This is a genomic window from Tabrizicola sp. (genome assembly GCF_022842145.1).
Lineage (GTDB): Bacteria > Pseudomonadota > Alphaproteobacteria > Rhodobacterales > Rhodobacteraceae > Tabrizicola.
In genome coordinates this window covers 130355-147999 of record NZ_JALHQD010000003.1, presented here as the reverse complement: position 1 = coordinate 147999, position 17645 = coordinate 130355, and the positions used below count along the sequence as shown (strand labels likewise).

Below are 17645 nucleotides of genomic sequence, written 5' to 3'. Positions count from 1 at the left end.
GTGCTACTCCGCCGCCTGTGCGAGGGTTTCAACGTGCAGAAGTCCGTCCGGGCCGATGGTCACCGGCTCGGGGTCCATGATGTAGCCGCCGAAGGTCGCCTTGCCGCTGTCGGCAAAGCCCAGGATCACCAGCCCCTGCGGGCCAAGGGCGATGCGGGCGGCGTAGCGGCGGCAGGGCTCGGCCCCGTCCAGGAAGGGACCGGGGGCGATGCGCCAGGGGCCGCGCGGGTGGTCGGCGATCAGGTAATGAGTGCCGGTGACGGGTGTTTCCGGGTTGTCGCGGCGGTACTGGTCGGACCAGTGGACCGAGGAGGTGCAGAACAGGCAGTACCAGTGCTGCCCGACCTGAAAGACCTGCGGCACCTCCAGCTGGCCAAAGCCGCCGTGGAAGACCGGGGGTTGCAGGGTCCAGGTCGTCAGATCGGGAGAGGTGGCAAAGCCGATGGCCCCGCCGGCGTTCGGCTCCGGCACGCCGGGCACGCGGGCGGTGAAGTACATCAGCCAGCCGCCGTCCGGGTCGCGCATGACCCAGGGGTCGCGCATCGCCCGGTCGTGCCAGTGGCCGATCACGTGGTCCTTCTCGTAGCAGTCGGCGTTCGGGCCGGTCAGGTCCAGCGCCAGCCCGTCCCCGACGCGGGTCCAGTTGTGCAGGTCCTTCGAGGTGGCGTGGCCGACGCGCTGGTACATCGACTGCTCGGACTTCTGGGTGCCCGTGTAGAACAGGTGCCATAGTCCGTCGTCGCCCTTGACCACCGATCCGGTCCAGGTCGTGCTGTCGTCCCAGGCCGCGCCATTGCGCTGCGGCTCGAACGTGGTTCCCATGTCGGTCCAGTTGGTCAGGTCCTTGGACACCGCATGGCGCTGGGTCGCGTTCATGTGGCGGGCGTCGGGGTCGATCAGCGACTTCGGCGCTTGCAAGAAATAGCCGTGCCAGATGTCGCCATCCTGGATGTACCAGCTGTCCCAGAGCCAGCGGTCGGTAAGTTTGAAGGACATGTTCGGACTCCTTAGCCTTTCACGCCGGTCGAGGCGATCGACGCGATGAAGGCTTTCTGCAGGTAAAGATAGAAGGCGAGGACGGGGACTGTGATCATGCTCAGGTAGGCCATGACCTCGCCCCAGGCGACGTTGAGCTGGAAGAAGTACTGCAGACCGACCATGACCGGGCGGTAGCCTTCCTCCTGGGTGACCATAAGCGGCCAGAGATACTGGTTGTACATGACAAGAAACTTGAGGATCGCCGCCGTGGCGAAGATCGGACCGGACAGCGGCATCACGATCTTGCGGTAGATCTGCCACCAGGAGGCGCCTTCGACCCTTGCGGCCTCGATCAGTTCGCCGGGCAGGTCCTTGAAGTACTGGACGAACAGGAAGACCGTCAGGCCGTCGGCGATGAAGGGAATGATCTGGACGCGGTAGCTGTTGAGCCAGCCCCAGCTGACCCCGTCGAACCCGACCCAGGGCAGGTGTGCCACCATCATCAGAAGCGGGATGGCGATGGTCTCGAACGGCAGGATCAGCGTCGCAAGGAGAAGCGCCAGCAGCGTGTCGCGGCCCTTCCAGCGGACGAAGACGAAGGCGAACCCGGCGGCAGAGCAAAGGAGAAGCGACAGCGCGACGGTAACTCCGGTCACAAGGACCGAATTGAAGACGAAGGTCGCCACAGGCGCGCGCTGGAAGGCGTCGGTATAGTTCTGCAGGCTGATGTCGCCCACCGGAAGGAAGGCGCGGAGGTTGCCCGAGTCCTGCAGAAGCTGCTGGTCGGGTTTCAGGCTGGACATCAGCATGAAGACCAGCGGGAAGATGAAGATGATCGCGATCAAGATCAGGACAGCATAGCGCGTCACAAGGCGCAGGCCACGGTTGTCGGCAGCTATCATGGACATCAGGTCTTCTCCCGCGTCAGCCAGCGTTGGATCAGGGAAATCGACAGCACGATCACGAAGAGGATCACCGAGATCGCCGATCCGCCCGAGATGTCCTGCTTGCCGTAGCCGCGTTCGATGGCCTGGAAGACGATGGTCTGGGTGCTGTCCAGCGGGCCTCCGTTGGTCATGACGTCGATCTGGGCGAAAAGGCCGAAGGCTTGCATGGTAATGACGATCAGGATCAGGACCGCGGTGTTTCGCAGGCCGGGCCAGGTGATGTAGCGGAAGACCTGCCACTTGGACGCGCCCTCGATGGCGGCGGCCTCGTACAGGGTGGGGCTGATGGTCTGCAGGCCCGAAAGCCAGATCACCATGTGAAAGCCGACGGCCTGCCAGATCGACATGGCGATGATCGCCCCCAGCGCGGTGGAGGGGTTGCCCAGCCAGTCGACGGGCGGGATCATGCCGAAGCTGATCGCCCCCAGAAGGTTGTTCAGAAGGCCCGACTGGCCGTCATAGATCAGCCGCCACAGAAGCGAGACCACCACGATCGAGACGACGACCGGCATGAAGTAGATCGCCCGGAAGACGTTGATGCCGCGCAGGCGCTGGTTGATCAGGAGCGCGAGGCCCAAGGCAACGCCCGCCTGCACGGGAGCGACGATCAGCACGAAGATGAAGGTGTTGATGACCGCCGTCATGAAGACGACGTCGCGGGCAAGGACATAGGTCCGATCCTCGCCGCCAAGGGAAAAGCTGAACCACTCCCGCATGCCGGCAAGGTCCGGGCGGTCGGGGTTATTGCGCGTCAGGGTGCGCAGCGAGGGGTATTCCGGCGCGCCGTCCTTGATCACGATGGCGCCCGCATCGTCACGGACCGGCTCCAGCGTCACGGTGGTGACGTCGAGAAGCTGGCGGTAATTGGCGAGGCCCACGAACTCGGTCGCGTTGGGCGAGATCAGGCGCTGGTTGGTGAAGGAAAAGGCAAAGGCCAGGAAGAACGGCAGGATCACGAACCCGGCGATCAGAAGGACCGCAGGTCCCGCCATCAGCCAGCCCGTCCCGTTGGACACGGTGAACTTCGACGCCATGATCGCCTCGATACGTGAAGGGGAAAGACGGTTGGCGGCGACGCCGCCAACCGAGGTTCTGGGGAGAACCCGGCCCCGATCCCAAGACCGGGGCCGCCGGCCTTAGTGGCCGTAGCCGCCGTTCTTTTCGATGTCGGCGTTGATCTCGTCGACAGCCGCGTCCAGCGTCGCCGCCACGTCGGCACCGTTGGCGATATCGGCCAGCGCCTTTTCAAACACCTTGGCCTGGACCACGTAGCCCGGGGTCACCGGACGAACCAGCGCCTGACCCTCGGTCAGCCCGAAGAACACCGCCATCGGGCCGCCGTCCTTGTAGTTCTCGGTCATCGCCGCGGCGGTCTTGGTCGCCGGGATCAGGCCGATGCCGTTCGAGAAGTCGGCCAGATACTTGTCCTGGAGCGCGAACTCGATGAAGGCGGACGCACCCTCGGGATGCTTCGAGGATGCCGAGATGCCGAACTGCCAGCTGGCGGCACCGATCTTGGGACCGTTGCCGAAGTCGGGCGCGGGCAGGAAGACGGTGTCCGGGAAGGCTTTCAGCGTGTTCAGCGCCGCCCAGTTGCCGTTCCACGAGAAGGCATACTTGCCAGCCGCAAAGCCGCCGTCCCGGTCAGCCGGGTCCTGGGTCGCAGCGGCATAGCCGTTCTTGAACAGACCCTGCCACCATTCGCCGAAGGCCATTGCGGCCTCGCCGTTCAGCGCACCTTCCGCGGTCTTGTAGGTCGTGCGGTCAACGATGTCGCCACCGAACGACTGCAGGAAGGGCGAGAAGGCGTAGGGATACCATTCGCCGGTCCAGGCCATGCCGGGATCGAAGGCGTATTCGAACTTGCCCGAAGCCTTGGCGGCGTCCAGCGCGGCCATGAATTCGTCCTTGGTCCAGGGCTGCTCCAGCGTGGGCGTGCGCAGTCCCAGTTCGTCCAGGTAGGCCTGACGGGTCACCAGGGCGACCGCAGCGTCCCAAAGCCCGATCGAGTAAAGCTTGCCATCCCAATAGCCCTTGGGGCCGGGCAGGAAGGCCTCGATCTTGGCTTCGTCGATCTGCAGCGGCTGCATGTAGCCAGCCCAGGCCCAGTTCGGCATCACCGGACCGTCGACGTCCAGGATGTCCGGCAGGTTGCCGGCCAGCGCGCCCGCGACGACCGAGTCGTTGTAGGCGGCTTGCGGGAAGCTTTGCAGTTCCACTTTCCAGTCGGCTTGGCTCGCGTTGAAGTCGGCGATGATCTGATTGATGATCTTGCTTTCGACCTCGTTGCCGGCACCGTGGTACCACATCGACAAGGTCTGCTGCGCCTGGGCGGCAGACCCCCACGCCAGGATCGCGGCCGAGGCCGCGAAGGTGAACATCTTCATTGCTTTTCCTCCCTGAGGGTTTTGAAACTTATCACGTTTTCGGGGCGCAGCTCGGTGACCGAGCCGCGCCAGTGCACAGGACCGGCCACCAGGACCGGGCTGTGGTCATCCCGGCCCACGCCGGAAATCAGTTGCATGAGACGCTCGCCGGCACGCACGCCGATCGCGTTGTAGGGTAGGTCCACCGTGGTCAGCGGCGGATACAGCGTCTCGGCGATGGCGCGGTAATTGTCGAAGCCCGCGACGCCGATCTCGTCCGGCATCTTCCGGCCCATGCTGCGCAGGATGCCGTAGACCATCATCGCCATCTGGTCGTTGCCGCTGCAGATCACGGTCGGAGGCTGGTCCAGATGCAGCATCCGGTCGATGGTGTCCCACAGAAGCTGCGGGCCGATCTCGAACTGGTCGAAGTCGACGTGCTGAAGCAGGGCGGGATCAAACGGCAGCCCCGCCTCTTCCAGTGCCTCGCGGTAGCCCTGCGGGCGCAGGCGGCCCGCGACCATGTCGGGGCGCAGCGACAGATAGGCGATCCGGCGATGGCCCGCGGCGATCAGACGGCGCACGAGGTCGCGCTGCAGCCGCCGGTCGTCCGGGACAACCGACGGTGTCCCGTGCGCATCGAAGCAGTTGGCCAGCACCAGCGGCGTGTCGTCCGGCAGCCGCGGCAGGTTCACTTCCTGGTGGTATTCCGCGACATGGATCAGCCCCTCGACCCGGTGCGACAGGAAGGTGTCGATCAGGTGCGGCACGCGGTCATTGCGGCCTGCCGTATCGGCGATCATCACCGTCATGCCCGAGGATTCCAGCGCCCGCTGGATGCCCTGCACGATATACAGGTCAGGCAGGCCCTGCTGCGTTGAAGGCTGGTTCTTGGTGGAAATCGCGCCGGTGATCAGCCCGATGATCCCGGACTTTTGCGCCCGCATCATCCGCGCCGCGTTGGACCGCACATAGCCCAGTTCGCGCATCGCGGCTTCCACCGCCTCGCGGGTCTTTTCGCCGACGGGACCGTCCGAGTTCAGCACCCGGCTGACCGTTTTCGGCGACACGCCAGCACGGCGCGCCACATCATAAATGGTCGACATGTGCCTCCCCCCGAAGCCCGCGCCAGCTGTGGCCAACGTCCGCCCAGGGGCATGACATCGGTGTCATGACATCGATGTCACAAACGGACAGATTCTGTCAAGACCATCTTGGCGGGGGAGAGGCGTGGTTCAGCGCCACAGGGTCCCGCATCCCCCTTGTGCCGCCGCCCCCTCCGCCGCTAAAAGACGGTGCGGACTTGCAAAGGACCCTGCCCATGCCGACCGAAGCCCCCGAGACCCAGACCGTCACCACCTGGAAAGTGGCCTGCGACGGTGGCGAGGGCGCGCTTGGGCACCCCCGTGTTTGGTTGACGATCCCGGATGACACCGGCTGGGTCGAATGCGGCTACTGCGACAAGCGCTACGTGATCGACCGCGACCACGCTCACGACGACCATTAGTCACGGGTACCAGTCACCGGCACCGGGCGTCACTCGGCCGCAAAGCGCGGCTCAAGGCTGTCCACGCCCAGCGCGCGCCAGGCCAGCGCCGAGCTGTTCGTCTCGGGCTTCGAGCTGACCGTCATGCCCTGACACCCGGCCTTGGCCGCAGTTTCGCGCGCCGCAGTCAGAAGCGCGCGCCCGATGCCGCGCTTGCGGTCCGGTTCCTGCACATACAGCTGCTCGACGAACCCCCACTCCGCCCCCGCCACCATGTTCCGCCCGACCAGGAGCAGCGCGAAGCCGACCGGGTGACGCTGCGGGCTGTCGGTCAGGTGGGCGACCAAGACCCGCGAGGCGCGGCCCTCGACGATCCGCGCCAGCATCGGCGGCGTGATGGTTGCCGCACCGCCGAACTGCGCCGTCAGCGCGATGATCATCCGGTGGGTTTCTGGCAGGTCATCCGGCGTCGCAAGCCGGACAGTGACATTGGGGGTAGGCATCTTCGGTTTCCTTCGCGGGGGGCCCGGCGAGGGGGAACCTGTGAACCAACTGGCCGAACCCTCGCGGGCGGCTTCGTGGGAGTTGGTTTCGGTCGTGAAACGCTGCCCTGCCGCCTATGTGGCGCAGGTCCAATAAAACGAGACAGGGATCATCAGGTGCAGCATGGGGCGAACATGCGTCGCGGCGGACGGTCCGTCAAGCCCCTAGCGCCGCGTGACCCGCGCCAGCACAAGGCCCGTCACCAGCCCCAGAGCCGCCCCAGCGGGCCGGAGACGAACAGGACGCCGATCAGGTGCATCCCATGCGGGTCCACGGCCCGGGACATCGGGGACTGCGGCAAGGATAGCAGCAAGGCAAGGCCGCCCCCGGCCCCAGGCCACCGACCACGAACCCGACTGTCCGCATTACGGACTCCCTCACCTTTTACCCGCGCTCATCCCATGTCAGCATCGCGTCTGATGCAATTCCGGGAAACTTGATGCGCCGCGCCCTACGTCTGACCCTCCTGACCCTGGCGCTGCCGGTCCTTTACCTTGCCGCCTCGGTGATCCTGCCGCTGATCCCCGGCGCAAGCTCCGACCTCTCCGGTCCGCAGGTCCACAGCATCGGCCTCCTGCAGGGCCCCATCCACACTGACATCCTCTTCCCCCTGACGCCGGAAACCCGCGCCCGCTTCGCCTTTGCCGAGGCCGCCGGGGTGCCCCTGAACCACCCCGAGGCCGCGTGGCTGGTCTTCGGCTGGGGGTCCGCCGCCTTCTACACCACCGCCGGGACCTACGCCGACATCACCGCCAGCGCGGTCCTGACCGCCGCCACCGGAGACGATGCGGTCGTGCGGCTCGACGCCCTGGGTCCTCTGCCGCCGCTTCCGAACCTGCGCTTCCTCCAGCTTTCCGATGCGCAATTCCAGGCGCTTCTCACCGAAACTGCCGCCGCCATCGCCAGCGAAACGAAGCTGGACCACCCCGGTTTCACCGGCTCCGACGCGTTCTTCCCCGGCCGGGGCCACTTTCACCTCTTGCGCACCTGCAACGTCTGGCTGGGCGAGACATTGCGCGCCGCCGGCATCCCCTTCGGCCTTTGGACCCCCGCCAACTGGTCGGTCACCCTCTCGCTCAACCGGCACCTATCCGGCCAAACCGGGTAGCCCTTCCCCGCGCCTTCTGCCAATACTTCCGACCAGACTCGGGAGACCTACCCATGACCTTCGGCACCGGCCACCACCTGCACCTCATCGACGGCTCGGCCTACATTTTCCGCGCCTACCACGCGCTGCCGCCCCTGACCCGCAAGTCGGACGGCCTGCCCGTCGGCGCCGTCGCGGGCTTCTGCAACATCCTGTGGAACGAGCTTTCCCGCGCCGCGTCGAACGGCAAGGCAGCGACCCATCTGGCCGTGGTTTTCGACCACTCAGCGACAACCTTCCGCAATGTGATCTACGACAAGTACAAGGCCAACCGCCCCGACCTGCCCGAAGACCTGCGCCCGCAATTCCCGCTGACCCGCGAGGCCACCCGCGCCTTCAACGTCGCCTGCCTGGAGACCGAAGGCTACGAGGCCGACGACATCATCGCCGCCCTCTCCTGCCGCGCGGTCGAGGCGGGGGGCAGTTGCACCATCATCTCCTCGGACAAGGACCTGATGCAGCTGATCCGCCCCGGCGTCGACATGTTCGACCCGATGAAATCCCGCGCCATCGGCCCCGACGAGGTGATGGAAAAGTTCGGCGTCGGCCCAGAACGCGTGATCGACGTGCAGTCCCTTGCAGGTGACAGCGTCGACAACGTCCCCGGCGCACCCGGTATCGGGCTCAAGACCGCAGCCCTTCTCATCAACGAATACGGCGATCTCGACACGCTTCTCGCCCGCGCGGGCGAGATCAAGCAGCCCAAACGCCGCGAGGCCCTGATCGACAACGCCGAGCAGATCCGCATCTCGCGCCAATTGGTGACGCTGGACTGCGACACCCCCCTGGACGTGACGCTGGACGACCTGGAAATCCGCCTGCCCGAACCCGAGAAGATCATGGATTTCCTCACCCGGATGGAATTCCGCACCCTGACGAAGCGCGTGGCCGACAAGCTGGGCATCGCCCGGCCGTCCCTGCCCGAAACCACCCAGCTTCAGGTCGCCACGCCCAGCGAGGAGAAGCCGCAGGCGCACGAGGAGCAGTTGCCCTTCGACACCAACGCCTACGAATGCATCCGCGACCTGCCCACCCTTGCCCGCTGGACAGACCGCATCCGCGAGGTCGGCCACGTCGCCATCGACACCGAAACCACCAGCCTCGACGACATGCGCGCCGAACTCGTGGGCATCTCCCTGGCGGTGGACGCGGGCAAGGCTGCCTACATCCCGCTTTCCCACACCACCGGCGGCGGCGACCTGTTCGGGGCCACCGCGCTCGCCCCCGACCAGCTGACCGTGACCGAAACGCTAAACGCGCTAAGGCCGGTTCTGGAAGACCCGTCGATCCTGAAGATCGGCCAGAACATGAAATACGACTGGAAGATCTTCGCGCGCCTTGGCGTCCGCATCGCCCCCTTCGACGACACCATGCTGATGTCCTATGCCATGCACGCGGGCCTGCACAATCACGGCATGGACGAACTTTCCGACCGCTATCTCGGCCACGCCCCGATCCCGATCAAGACGCTCCTCGGCTCGGGCAAGTCACAGGTCACCTTCGACAAGGTCGGCATCCCGGAAGCCGTCTGCTACGCCGCCGAAGACGCCGACGTCACCCTGCGCCTCTGGCAGCGCTTCAAGCCGCAACTGCACCGCGCGAAGGTGACCACAGTCTACGAAACGCTGGAGCGCCCTCTGGTCCCGGTGCTGGCCGATATGGAGATGGCCGGCATCCAGGTCGACCGCGAGGTCCTGCGGATGATGTCCAACGCCTTCGCCCAAAAGCTGGTGCAGCTGGAGGAAGAGATCCACCAGGTCGCCGGCGAGAAGTTCAACGTCGGCTCACCAAAACAGCTGGGCGAGATCCTGTTCGACCGGCTGCAAATCCCCGGCGGCACCAAGGGCAAGACCGACGCCTACGCCACCGGCGCGGACATCCTGGAAGACATCACCACGCTGGAAACCCACCCCCAGGGCGCACAACTGGCGGCCCGTATCCTGGATTGGCGGCAGATCGCCAAGCTGAAATCCACCTACACCGATGCGCTGCAACTGGCGATCAACCCCGACACGGGCCGCGTCCACACCTCCTACTCCATCGCGGGGGCCAACACCGGGCGGCTGGCCTCGACCGACCCGAACCTGCAGAACATCCCCGTGCGCACCGACGAAGGCCGCCGCATCCGCGAGGCCTTCGTGGCCCCGCCGGGCCGCATCCTCGTCAGCCTCGACTACAGCCAGATCGAGCTTCGCATCCTCGCCCACATTGCCGAAATCCCCGAACTGCGGCAGGCTTTCGAGGACGGCATCGACATCCACGCCCTGACAGCCTCCGAGATGTTCAACGTCCCCCTCGACCAGATGACCAGCGACATCCGCCGCAAGGCCAAGGCGATCAACTTCGGGGTGATCTACGGCATCTCGGGCTTCGGCCTTGCCCGCAACCTGCGCATCCCCCGCGCCGAGGCGCAGGGCTTCATCGACCGCTACTTCGAACGCTTCCCCGGCATCCGCGGCTACATGACCGACACGGTGAAGTTCGCCCAAGCCAACGGCCACGTCCAAACCCTCTTTGGCCGCAAGATCAATACTCCCGAGATCAACGCCAAAGGCCCCGGCGCGGGCTTCGCCAAACGCGCCGCGATCAACGCGCCCATCCAGGGCACCGCCGCCGATGTCATCCGCCGCGCGATGATCCGGATGCCCGCGGCGATCAAGGGCCTCGACGCGAAGATGCTCCTGCAGGTCCACGACGAACTTCTGTTCGAAGTGGCCGAGGCCGATGCCGACCGCCTGATCCCCATCGCCAAAGAGGTGATGGAAACCGCCTCCGCCCCCGCCGTCACCCTGAACGTCCACCTCGCGGTGGAGGCCGGAAAGGGACGCAACTGGGCCGAGGCGCATTGACCGACGAGCCGCTCCCCTTTGCCACTCCCGCAGACTGGCGCGCCTGGCTTAACGCGAACCACGCCGCCCGGACCGAAGTGACGCTGAAGCTTTACAAGAAGGCTAGCGGCACCCCCTCGATAACCTGGGAGGAAGCGGTCGTCGAAGCCCTCGCCTTCGGCTGGATCGACGGCGTCAAACGCCCCGGCGGCCCTGACCACTGGCTGCAACGCTTCACCCCGCGCAAACCCCGCTCCTCCTGGAGCCAGAAGAACCGCGCCCATGCCGAAAAGCTGATCGCCGATGGCCGCATGGCCCCCGCAGGCCAGGCCCAGGTCGATGCCGCCAAGGCGGATGGCCGCTGGGACAATGCCTACGCCGGCGGGAAGACCGCCCAGGTCCCCGCCGATTTCCTTGCGGCACTGGAGGGCAACCCCGCCGCAAAGGCGACCTACGCCACGCTGAACGCCCAGAACCGCTTCGCCCTCTACTACCGCCTGACCACCGCCAAACGCCCCGAAACCCGCGCCAAGCGCATGGCCGACTATCTCGCCATGCTGGAAAAGGGAGAGAGGTTCCATTGATCCACACCTGGCCCGCCCTCAAGATCTTCGCCCTCGCCCTGAACCTGCCCGAGGTCACCATCGACCACCCCTGGGGCAACGAATGCCTGAAGGCGCATGGCAGGATGTGGTGCTGGTGGTCGCCTTATGTGGATGCCGCCGTCTTCAAGGCCGCCCGGGATGAACGCGAGATGCTCATCGCCGCCGACCCCGACACCTTTACGCTTCACCCGCATTACGCCCCGCACAACCTGATCCTCGTCCGCGCCGGAAAGATCGACGAAGGCTGGGCGCGCGCGCGCCTGATCCAGCAGTGGCGCGACGCCGCCCCCAAACGCTGGCTGAAGGCCTGGGACGCGGCCAACCCGCCGTCCTGACCCGAACCCTTTCACCTGGCTCCAAATATCCCGGGGCTTGGGGCAGCGCCCCATCAGCCTCGGCCCTGCGCGTTCTTCACGCGCAGGGCCGAGAGAAAAGGCTTGCGACGCAAGTCGCTCCATTCGAAAACCGCCCCGCTCTAGCGGTCGATCCGGCATTGATAGCAATTGTTCCGCGCCGACCGGACATGCAGGTAAGTCACCCTCGCATCCGCGAAAAGTTCTTCCGCACGCCCCGGGATCGACGCGGTCGCCACCACACCGCCCGTGCCATAGACGATCCGGTCGTCCGCGCCGTAACCCCGGACGATGTAATCCGGCGACGCCAGGATCGCCGGCAGCGCCTGCCCTCCCCCCGCGTCGCAGACCTCGGCACAAAGGAAGATCGGCCCGACCTCGGCATAGGGCTGAAGGCTGGGGAAGGGCCGATGCGCCAGCACCAGCATTCCGGCCCCTTTCGGGATCATCCCCAGACAATGCCGACAGGGGTTCCCGCCCCCGTCCGACACCCCCCGTTCGGGCACCTGCCCGTTGGCATCAGCTCCGCCGGCCTGGTAGGCCCGGACAATTTCCGTGGGTATCGCCTGAAACCGCATGTCATCCTCCGCTTTCCCCGGAAGATGCCCGCCTTGAACGGACCTGACGACCCGATCCTTGCGGGATCAGTCCCGCTCGACCATCCGGCCCAGGACGCGGCCGCCCAGGATGTGCAGGTGATAATGCGGCACCTCCTGCATTCCGTGCGCGCCCGCATTGGTGATCGCCCGGAACCCCTCGTCCCCCGTCAACCCCAGGATCGCGCAGACCTTGGCGACCGTGCGGTGGAAATCCACCAACTCCTCGGCCGGGGCTTCGGCCCCGAAATGGTCCAGGCTGACATAGGCGCCCTTCGGAATCGCCAGCACATGGACCGGAGCCTGAGGATGGATGTCATGGAACACCAGCGTGTGCGGCGTCTCCATCACCGTCTTGTTCGGGATCTCGCCCCGCAGGATGCGGGCGAAGATGTTGGTCGGGTCATAGTTCCAGCTCATGTCGGTCAATCCACGAATAGATAGTCGGTTGCGGCAATCTCCTGCGCCTGCTCGGCCGGGACGCCCAGAAATTCGGCCAGCGCCGCGGCGTTCTCGACCACGCCTGCGACCTGTCGCATCCGGTAATGGCCGGAAAAGTCCACGTCGCGCAACCGGTCGCTTTCAAACTTCACGTCATGACGGATCGTCGGCAGCAAAAGCTCCATCGATGCCAACGGTGTGTCGGGACTGGCCAGACCCACCCGACGGGCATGCCCGCGCAGGTAATCGTCGGTGAAATCGCACTCGATCTCCAAAAGCCGCATCCGCGACCGGTCCTGCCGGAAATCCTGGATCAGCTCGATACTGCCGGGATCGACGCATAGCACCAGCCGGTCCGTGCCCCAATGTTCGAACAACATCCGCACCAGCGCCCGGCGGTGCCGCATCCGCTTGTCGATGGAACTCTGGATGCCGCCCAGGTCCGGCAGCGGCGTGGCCACCTCGTTGAAGAGGTAATCAACCGCCGGCAGCCCGGTCAGCCCGCGCACCCGTTCGACCAGCCGCTTGGCGACGTGCCATTTCTTGCAGGCCACCACCAGAAGCGTCCGGTCGCGGCCAAGGCTGGCCTCCGCCTCCCAGAACCGCTGCGCAAAGCGCCGTCCCTCGCGCCCGCGCCCGGTCAGGAAGGCGAACTGCTGCCGCCCGTCGTCGGAAATCGCGAACTCCCGCCCGGTCTCGGCATAAAGCGCGCCCAGCCGCTCTTTCAGGTGCCTGGCATCGGGGCTGATCTTGCGCGCAAAGAGAAAGCCCTGCGCGATCAGCATGTCGAAATGATCGTCGTAAAAGGTCACCGGCATCCCGTAGTCGGTGAACATGAGGAACGTCAGCGTCCGCGCGCGGATCTCCCGGTCGGGCACCAGATGCGCGACGAGGGTCTGAAAGAAGGTCTCGTCCGGAATCCAGGTCGTCATGAAAAAGCGCCGCACATCCGGCCGCCGCGCGATGAACTCCAGCACCGCCTCGACCGTGCGGCGGCGCAGGCACCACCATTGGCTGCCGATCCGGATCTTCAGGTCCTCGGGCACCTTGCGCGCGAGGCCCAGCTTCTTCTGCACCTCGATCGACGCGTAGAACAGCTTCTTGCGGCGCCGTTCGTTGAACCAGTGCCGATACGTCAGACGTTCTTCCTGGATGCCGGTCTTGATCCAGCCCGAGCCGAAGAAGTCGAAGCTTTCGATATGGTCGGCCTCTTCACGCTCCAGCGCGGCGTGGATGTATTCCGCCGTCTTGATCGGCATGCAGTCGCCCGACAGCATGTAGAAATGCGTGGCCCCCGGAAACGCGTCGACCGCGGCGCGCAGGGCCTCCAGCGTGGCCGCGACAAGGCTCCACTCTCCCCAGCCGCACTTGATCCGCCGACGCGCGAAGGTCACCTGCGGATTGGCCTCCAGCGCCGAACGGATGCGGGCATAGTCCGATGTCTTCGACCGCGCGTCGAAATGGATCGCGACGCAATCCCCCGCTGCCGTCAGGCGCAGCGTTTGCGCGATGATCCCTTCGGGGTCCTTGTGGCACAGAAGAATGAAGGCGATCTGCGTCATTACTTCAGGACCATTCTGTCTGGAACGCACCCGACCTGACTAAACCGGCCCGTGGTTCCTTGAAAAGCCCGAATATGTCTGCTTGATTGCCGCAATAGGATATCACGCATCACTCCGTGGTATTTGCAGTTGGAGAGGGTATTGCGCAATGGGGTTTCCCGGAACCTGGATGACGGAAAGCGAAAGCGTCGTCTACCGGGTGGTGCCGAAATGCGCCTGCTCGACCATCGGGCAGATCATGTACTACTCCGACCACGGCCGCTTCTTCGACGGCGACATCCATGATGCGACGACGGGCCTGCACAAATGGGCGCTGGATGCCAGCCAGCCGGTGATCGAACGCACCGTGCGCGCCCGCCAGGTCTTTGCCTTCACCTGCGTCCGCAACCCCTACACCCGCATCATGTCGTCCTTCTTCGACAAGATTTGCGGCATCCAAAGGAACGGCAAGCGCTACCGCGGCAACCTCGTGCCGCTTCTGGTGCAGAAATACGGGATCGAGGTTGGCGGCGACGACGGCAAGCAGGAGTTCGACCAGATCGCCAGCTTCCGCCGCTTCCTCTTGTTCGCCCGCGACACGATCCGCTGGAAAAAGCCGATGGAGCCGGACATCCACTGGTCGGCAATGGCGGGCCATGTCTCGACCTTCATCGTCAATGGCGGGCGCTACAACCACATCTTCTTCACCGAGGATTTCAATCCCGGCATGCAGGTCGTGCTGGACAATATCCAGGTGAAACACCCCGTCGATCTTGCCGCAATTCCCCGCTTCAACGAAAGCGAAGGCCACGGCCCGAAACGCGCCCATCCGGTCGAGGCCTATTTCGACGATCTCTCGATGCATCTCATGTGGGAAATCTACAAACGGGATTTCCAGCTTTTCCGCTATGATTTCGAGAACCCGGGGAACAAGCTGCCGAAGGGTCCGGTTGACCTCGACGAGGTTCACGCCAAGCTGGGGGACTGAGATGGACGCAGTCACGGGCGGCTGTCTTTGCGGGGCGCTTCGGTTTTCGGCCACGGGAGCGCCCTACCGCGTCGGCATCTGCCACTGCCTGGACTGCCGCAAGAACCATGGCGCCCTTTTCCACGCCTCTGCGATCTTTCCTGAAACTGCCGTGACCATCACCGGCGAAGTGCGCCACTACCGAGATCGCAGCTTCTGCCCTGTCTGCGGCTCGCCAGTCTTTGCGCATATCGGCGACGAGATCGGGATCAACCTTGGCGCGCTGGACGCACCCGACCAGTTCCGCCCGACTTACGAGCTGTGGACCATCCGCCGTGAAGGCTGGCTGCCAGAGTTTCCCGGCATGCGTCACTACGAGAAGAACCGCGAAAGCGACGGACGGTCCGAGGCCTGAACCACATGCCGGCGCGAAAGCGGCGTTTTCGAAAACTCCGCAACGGAGCCTTCAAAGGCTCGGGTCCGATTTCTTCGAAGAAATCGGCGCTTGCGCGAAATCAGACCGGGTCGTCCGACCCCGCCCGTCGGAACCACTCCACAATCGCCGCGCGCTCCTCTGGCTCCATGTAGCTCAGGTTCCCCGGCGGCATCGCATGGGTTACGCCTGCCTGCAGGTAGATCCGCCGCGCCTCATGCGCGATCTGAGCCTCGGTCTCCAGCACCACGCCCTTGGGCGCCCAGTGGAGGCCCTCCCACCCCGGTTCCGCCGCGTGGCACATGGAACAGCGGCCCCGCACGATCCCGACGACATCCTCGAACCCCTCGGCCGAGGCATAGACCAGCGCCGCGCCCTGCAGCTTGGCTTCGCCTTCGACGGTCCGCATTGGTGCGGTCGAAAGCCAGGCGATGGCCAGGAACAGAAGCACGGTGGCGAACCATGTCCAGTGCGGGTTGCCCTTGCGGGCATGCTGGGAGTTGAACCAGTGCCGGATCGTAACGCCCATCAGGAAGACAAGGCTCGCGATGACCCAGTTCCACTCGGTCGCAAAGACCAGCGGGTAATGGTTCGACAGCATCAGGAAGACGACGGGCAGCGTGAGGTAGTTGTTGTGGGTCGACCGCTGCTTCGCGATCTTGCCGTACTTCGGGTCTGGCTTCCGCCCCGCCTTCAGGTCGGCGACCACGATGCGCTGGTTCGGCATGATGATGAAGAACACGTTCCCCGACATGATCGACGCCGTGAAGGCCCCCAGATGCAGCATCGCCGCCCGGCCGCTGAAGACCTGCGTGTAAAACCAGCTCATCCCCACCAGCACCACGAACAAGGCCACCATCAGCACGTTCTGATCCGCGTTCACGAAGACCTTGCACAGCGTGTTGTAGGCCACCCAGCCAAAGGCCAGCGACGCAAGCGAGATCGCCACGGCCTGCCAGACCTCCAGTTCCATCACCGTCGGATCGACCAGGTAAAGCTCGGCCCCGAGATAGTAGACGAGGACCAGCATGGCGAAGCCCGACAGCCAGGTCGCATAGCTTTCCCATTTGAACCACACGAGGTGGTCGGGCATCGAGCCCGGGGCCACGAGGTATTTCTGGATGTGGTAGAATCCTCCGCCATGGACCTGCCATTCCTCGCCATCCGCACCGGATGCCAGGTTCCGGTCCCGGTGCAAGCCCAGGTCCAGCGCGATGAAGTAGAAGCTTGATCCGATCCAGGCGATGGCGGTGATCACATGCAGCCAGCGTGCCGCGATCTCGACCCATTCCCACAAGACGACCCAGTCGTACATCGTTGCGCCTCCCCCGGTTTCCGAAACGCTATCCTGCGCGGCACCTTTCTGTTAATCCATAGAAAGCCCGCATCACTTTCAAGCACGGACGAAGAATGGCCCCTGCATGTCATATGTGAACAACATCCGCATGTTCGTCCGCGTCTACGAATTGGGCAGCATGTCCGCCGCCGCCCGCGATCAGCGCACTTCGCCCGCCGTCGCCTCGGCCCGGATCTCGGAACTGGAAAAGCACCTTGGGGTGCGTCTCTTCAGCCGCACCACCCGCAGCCTGCAACCGACCGAGAACGGCCGCATATTCTATGACGGGGCCCGGCGGGTGCTGGAAGCCATCGACGACGCCGAAGCCGCCGTGATGGACGTCACGCAAAACCCGCGCGGCACGATCTTTGTCGCAGCCCCCCTGGGGATCGGCCGCCGCCTCATCGCGCCGCGCGTCCCCGCCTTCAAGGATCAGTATCCCCAGATCGACGTCCGCCTGCGCCTGTCCGACCGCGGCATCGACGTGGTCGCGGAAGGGATCGATGTCGCCTTCCACCTCGGCCTCCTGGAGGACTCCACCCTCAAGGTCCGCACCATCGCCGACTGCCCGCGCCTTCTGTGCGCCGCCCCCGCCTATATCGCCCGGCGCGGGATACCCGCCGACGGCGAGGCGCTGGTGCGCGACAAGCATGACTGCCTGAACCTCCGCTTCCCCGGTGCCAAGGAATTCCAGTGGACCCTGCAGACCGCCGAGGGCCCCCGCCGGTTCGAGATCACCGGGCCGTTCGAATCCGATGACGGCGATGTGCTGACCGGCTGGGCGCTGGATGGACGCGGGATCGTGCTGAAGCCGCTTTTCGAGGTCGCCGATGACCTGCGCGAAGGCCGTCTGGTCCCTGTCGCCACCGCCACGCCGCCGCTTCCGATCCAGCTTTCGGCGCTAAGCCAGCACCGTCGCCTGAAGGACCCCAAGGTCCAGCTCTTCACCGATTACATGGCCGGGCAGATCCGCGACGACCTGCGCCGCCTTCTGCAAACGTAGGGTGGGCGATCCGCCCACCGCCGCATAGGAAAAGGGCGGGACCGAAGCCCCGCCCTTGATCTTCAAAACCGTCCA

18 protein-coding genes are annotated in these 17645 nt (G+C 65.1%); 8 read left to right on the top strand and 10 right to left on the bottom strand.

All coding sequences use genetic code 11. The features are described from left to right. Positions 1-3: 3 nt before the first annotated feature. From Q0C42_RS08885 to Q0C42_RS08865, 5 genes are all read right to left on the bottom strand, one after another. Positions 4-996, bottom strand: a complete 993-nt coding sequence (locus Q0C42_RS08885) for a levansucrase (RefSeq protein ID WP_295074480.1) — start codon at positions 994-996, stop codon at positions 4-6. 11 nt (positions 997-1007) lie between these two features. Next, positions 1008-1886, bottom strand: a complete 879-nt coding sequence (locus Q0C42_RS08880; RefSeq protein WP_295074479.1) for a carbohydrate ABC transporter permease — start codon at positions 1884-1886, stop codon at positions 1008-1010. Then, positions 1886-2959 carry a carbohydrate ABC transporter permease gene (locus Q0C42_RS08875; RefSeq protein WP_295074478.1) on the bottom strand — a complete coding sequence of 358 codons (1074 nt, stop codon included), beginning with the start codon at positions 2957-2959 and terminating at the stop codon, positions 1886-1888. Before Q0C42_RS08875 ends, Q0C42_RS08880 begins: the two co-directional genes overlap by 1 nt. A 102-nt stretch (positions 2960-3061) precedes the next feature. Beyond that, positions 3062-4312, bottom strand: a complete 1251-nt coding sequence (locus Q0C42_RS08870; protein ID WP_295074477.1) for an extracellular solute-binding protein — start codon at positions 4310-4312, stop codon at positions 3062-3064. Further along, positions 4309-5397 carry a LacI family DNA-binding transcriptional regulator gene (locus Q0C42_RS08865; protein ID WP_295074476.1) on the bottom strand — a complete coding sequence of 363 codons (1089 nt, stop codon included), beginning with the start codon at positions 5395-5397 and terminating at the stop codon, positions 4309-4311. The genes Q0C42_RS08870 and Q0C42_RS08865 overlap by 4 nt, the downstream gene beginning before the upstream one ends. Positions 5398-5612: 215 nt before the next feature. Here Q0C42_RS08865 and Q0C42_RS08860 point away from each other — a divergent pair, with 215 nt between their 5' ends. Further along, positions 5613-5798 (top strand): zinc-finger domain-containing protein, encoded by a 186-nt coding sequence (locus Q0C42_RS08860; RefSeq protein WP_295074475.1) that lies wholly within the window; start codon positions 5613-5615, stop codon positions 5796-5798. Between the two features lie 29 nt (positions 5799-5827). On the opposite strand, the gene Q0C42_RS08855 is transcribed toward Q0C42_RS08860, so the two are convergent. After that, positions 5828-6280 (bottom strand): GNAT family N-acetyltransferase, encoded by a 453-nt coding sequence (locus tag Q0C42_RS08855; protein WP_295074474.1) that lies wholly within the window; start codon positions 6278-6280, stop codon positions 5828-5830. A gap of 479 nt (positions 6281-6759) precedes the next feature. Here Q0C42_RS08855 and Q0C42_RS08850 point away from each other — a divergent pair, with 479 nt between their 5' ends. From Q0C42_RS08850 to Q0C42_RS08835, 4 genes are read left to right on the top strand one after another with little or no spacing between them, the layout of a single operon-like run. Continuing rightward, positions 6760-7428: a DUF2459 domain-containing protein gene (locus tag Q0C42_RS08850; protein ID WP_295074473.1), complete on the top strand. Its 669-nt coding sequence runs from the start codon at positions 6760-6762 to the stop codon at positions 7426-7428. Between the two features lie 53 nt (positions 7429-7481). Next, positions 7482-10316, top strand: coding sequence for a DNA polymerase I (gene polA / locus Q0C42_RS08845; RefSeq protein ID WP_295074472.1), 2835 nt, complete (start codon positions 7482-7484; stop codon positions 10314-10316). After that, complete coding sequence (locus tag Q0C42_RS08840; protein ID WP_295074471.1) at positions 10313-10879, top strand: YdeI family protein; 567 nt, start codon at positions 10313-10315, stop codon at positions 10877-10879. The genes polA and Q0C42_RS08840 overlap by 4 nt, the downstream gene beginning before the upstream one ends. Beyond that, complete coding sequence (locus tag Q0C42_RS08835) at positions 10876-11235, top strand: MmcQ/YjbR family DNA-binding protein (RefSeq protein WP_295074470.1); 360 nt, start codon at positions 10876-10878, stop codon at positions 11233-11235. The genes Q0C42_RS08840 and Q0C42_RS08835 overlap by 4 nt, the downstream gene beginning before the upstream one ends. Positions 11236-11375: 140 nt before the next feature. On the opposite strand, the gene Q0C42_RS08830 is transcribed toward Q0C42_RS08835, so the two are convergent. The 3 genes from Q0C42_RS08830 to Q0C42_RS08820 all read right to left on the bottom strand — a co-directional run bounded on the left by Q0C42_RS08830 (position 11376) and on the right by Q0C42_RS08820 (position 13852). Beyond that, complete coding sequence (locus Q0C42_RS08830; protein ID WP_295074469.1) at positions 11376-11831, bottom strand: DUF1203 domain-containing protein; 456 nt, start codon at positions 11829-11831, stop codon at positions 11376-11378. Positions 11832-11897: 66 nt separating this feature from the next. Next, a complete protein-coding gene (locus Q0C42_RS08825) occupies positions 11898-12269 on the bottom strand; it encodes an HIT domain-containing protein (RefSeq protein WP_295074468.1) in 372 nt (123 codons plus the stop codon). Positions 12270-12274: 5 nt separating this feature from the next. Continuing rightward, positions 12275-13852, bottom strand: a complete 1578-nt coding sequence (locus Q0C42_RS08820; protein WP_295074467.1) for a DUF5928 domain-containing protein — start codon at positions 13850-13852, stop codon at positions 12275-12277. Between the two features lie 148 nt (positions 13853-14000). Between Q0C42_RS08820 and Q0C42_RS08815 the strand changes: the two genes are divergently transcribed. Together Q0C42_RS08815 and Q0C42_RS08810 are read left to right on the top strand one after the other, a co-directional pair. Beyond that, positions 14001-14819 (top strand): sulfotransferase family protein, encoded by an 819-nt coding sequence (locus Q0C42_RS08815; protein ID WP_295074466.1) that lies wholly within the window; start codon positions 14001-14003, stop codon positions 14817-14819. Position 14820: 1 nt separating this feature from the next. Next, positions 14821-15213, top strand: coding sequence for a GFA family protein (locus tag Q0C42_RS08810; RefSeq protein WP_295074465.1), 393 nt, complete (start codon positions 14821-14823; stop codon positions 15211-15213). Positions 15214-15313: 100 nt separating this feature from the next. Here the strand turns inward: Q0C42_RS08810 and Q0C42_RS08805 are convergent, their stop codons facing one another. After that, positions 15314-16546, bottom strand: coding sequence for a urate hydroxylase PuuD (locus Q0C42_RS08805; RefSeq protein WP_295074464.1), 1233 nt, complete (start codon positions 16544-16546; stop codon positions 15314-15316). 106 nt (positions 16547-16652) lie between these two features. Here Q0C42_RS08805 and Q0C42_RS08800 point away from each other — a divergent pair, with 106 nt between their 5' ends. Next, positions 16653-17570 carry a LysR family transcriptional regulator gene (locus Q0C42_RS08800; protein ID WP_295074463.1) on the top strand — a complete coding sequence of 306 codons (918 nt, stop codon included), beginning with the start codon at positions 16653-16655 and terminating at the stop codon, positions 17568-17570. Positions 17571-17645: the final 75 nt, after the last annotated feature.

What these genes read in the sequence shown, in the direction of transcription:
- Q0C42_RS08885 (WP_295074480.1), bottom strand. Translation starts at nt 996, where the DNA reads ATGTCCTTCAAACTTACCGACCGCTGGCTCTGGGACAGCTGGTACATC.
- Q0C42_RS08880 (WP_295074479.1), bottom strand. Translation starts at nt 1,886, where the DNA reads ATGTCCATGATAGCTGCCGACAACCGTGGCCTGCGCCTTGTGACGCGC.
- Q0C42_RS08875 (WP_295074478.1), bottom strand. Translation starts at nt 2,959, where the DNA reads ATGGCGTCGAAGTTCACCGTGTCCAACGGGACGGGCTGGCTGATGGCG.
- Q0C42_RS08870 (WP_295074477.1), bottom strand. Translation starts at nt 4,312, where the DNA reads ATGAAGATGTTCACCTTCGCGGCCTCGGCCGCGATCCTGGCGTGGGGG.
- Q0C42_RS08865 (WP_295074476.1), bottom strand. Translation starts at nt 5,397, where the DNA reads ATGTCGACCATTTATGATGTGGCGCGCCGTGCTGGCGTGTCGCCGAAA.
- Q0C42_RS08860 (WP_295074475.1), top strand. Translation starts at nt 5,613, where the DNA reads ATGCCGACCGAAGCCCCCGAGACCCAGACCGTCACCACCTGGAAAGTG.
- Q0C42_RS08855 (WP_295074474.1), bottom strand. Translation starts at nt 6,280, where the DNA reads ATGCCTACCCCCAATGTCACTGTCCGGCTTGCGACGCCGGATGACCTG.
- Q0C42_RS08850 (WP_295074473.1), top strand. Translation starts at nt 6,760, where the DNA reads ATGCGCCGCGCCCTACGTCTGACCCTCCTGACCCTGGCGCTGCCGGTC.
- polA (WP_295074472.1), top strand. Translation starts at nt 7,482, where the DNA reads ATGACCTTCGGCACCGGCCACCACCTGCACCTCATCGACGGCTCGGCC.
- Q0C42_RS08830 (WP_295074469.1), bottom strand. Translation starts at nt 11,831, where the DNA reads ATGCGGTTTCAGGCGATACCCACGGAAATTGTCCGGGCCTACCAGGCC.
- Q0C42_RS08825 (WP_295074468.1), bottom strand. Translation starts at nt 12,269, where the DNA reads ATGAGCTGGAACTATGACCCGACCAACATCTTCGCCCGCATCCTGCGG.
- Q0C42_RS08820 (WP_295074467.1), bottom strand. Translation starts at nt 13,852, where the DNA reads ATGACGCAGATCGCCTTCATTCTTCTGTGCCACAAGGACCCCGAAGGG.
- Q0C42_RS08815 (WP_295074466.1), top strand. Translation starts at nt 14,001, where the DNA reads ATGGGGTTTCCCGGAACCTGGATGACGGAAAGCGAAAGCGTCGTCTAC.
- Q0C42_RS08810 (WP_295074465.1), top strand. Translation starts at nt 14,821, where the DNA reads ATGGACGCAGTCACGGGCGGCTGTCTTTGCGGGGCGCTTCGGTTTTCG.
- Q0C42_RS08805 (WP_295074464.1), bottom strand. Translation starts at nt 16,546, where the DNA reads ATGTACGACTGGGTCGTCTTGTGGGAATGGGTCGAGATCGCGGCACGC.
- Q0C42_RS08800 (WP_295074463.1), top strand. Translation starts at nt 16,653, where the DNA reads ATGTCATATGTGAACAACATCCGCATGTTCGTCCGCGTCTACGAATTG.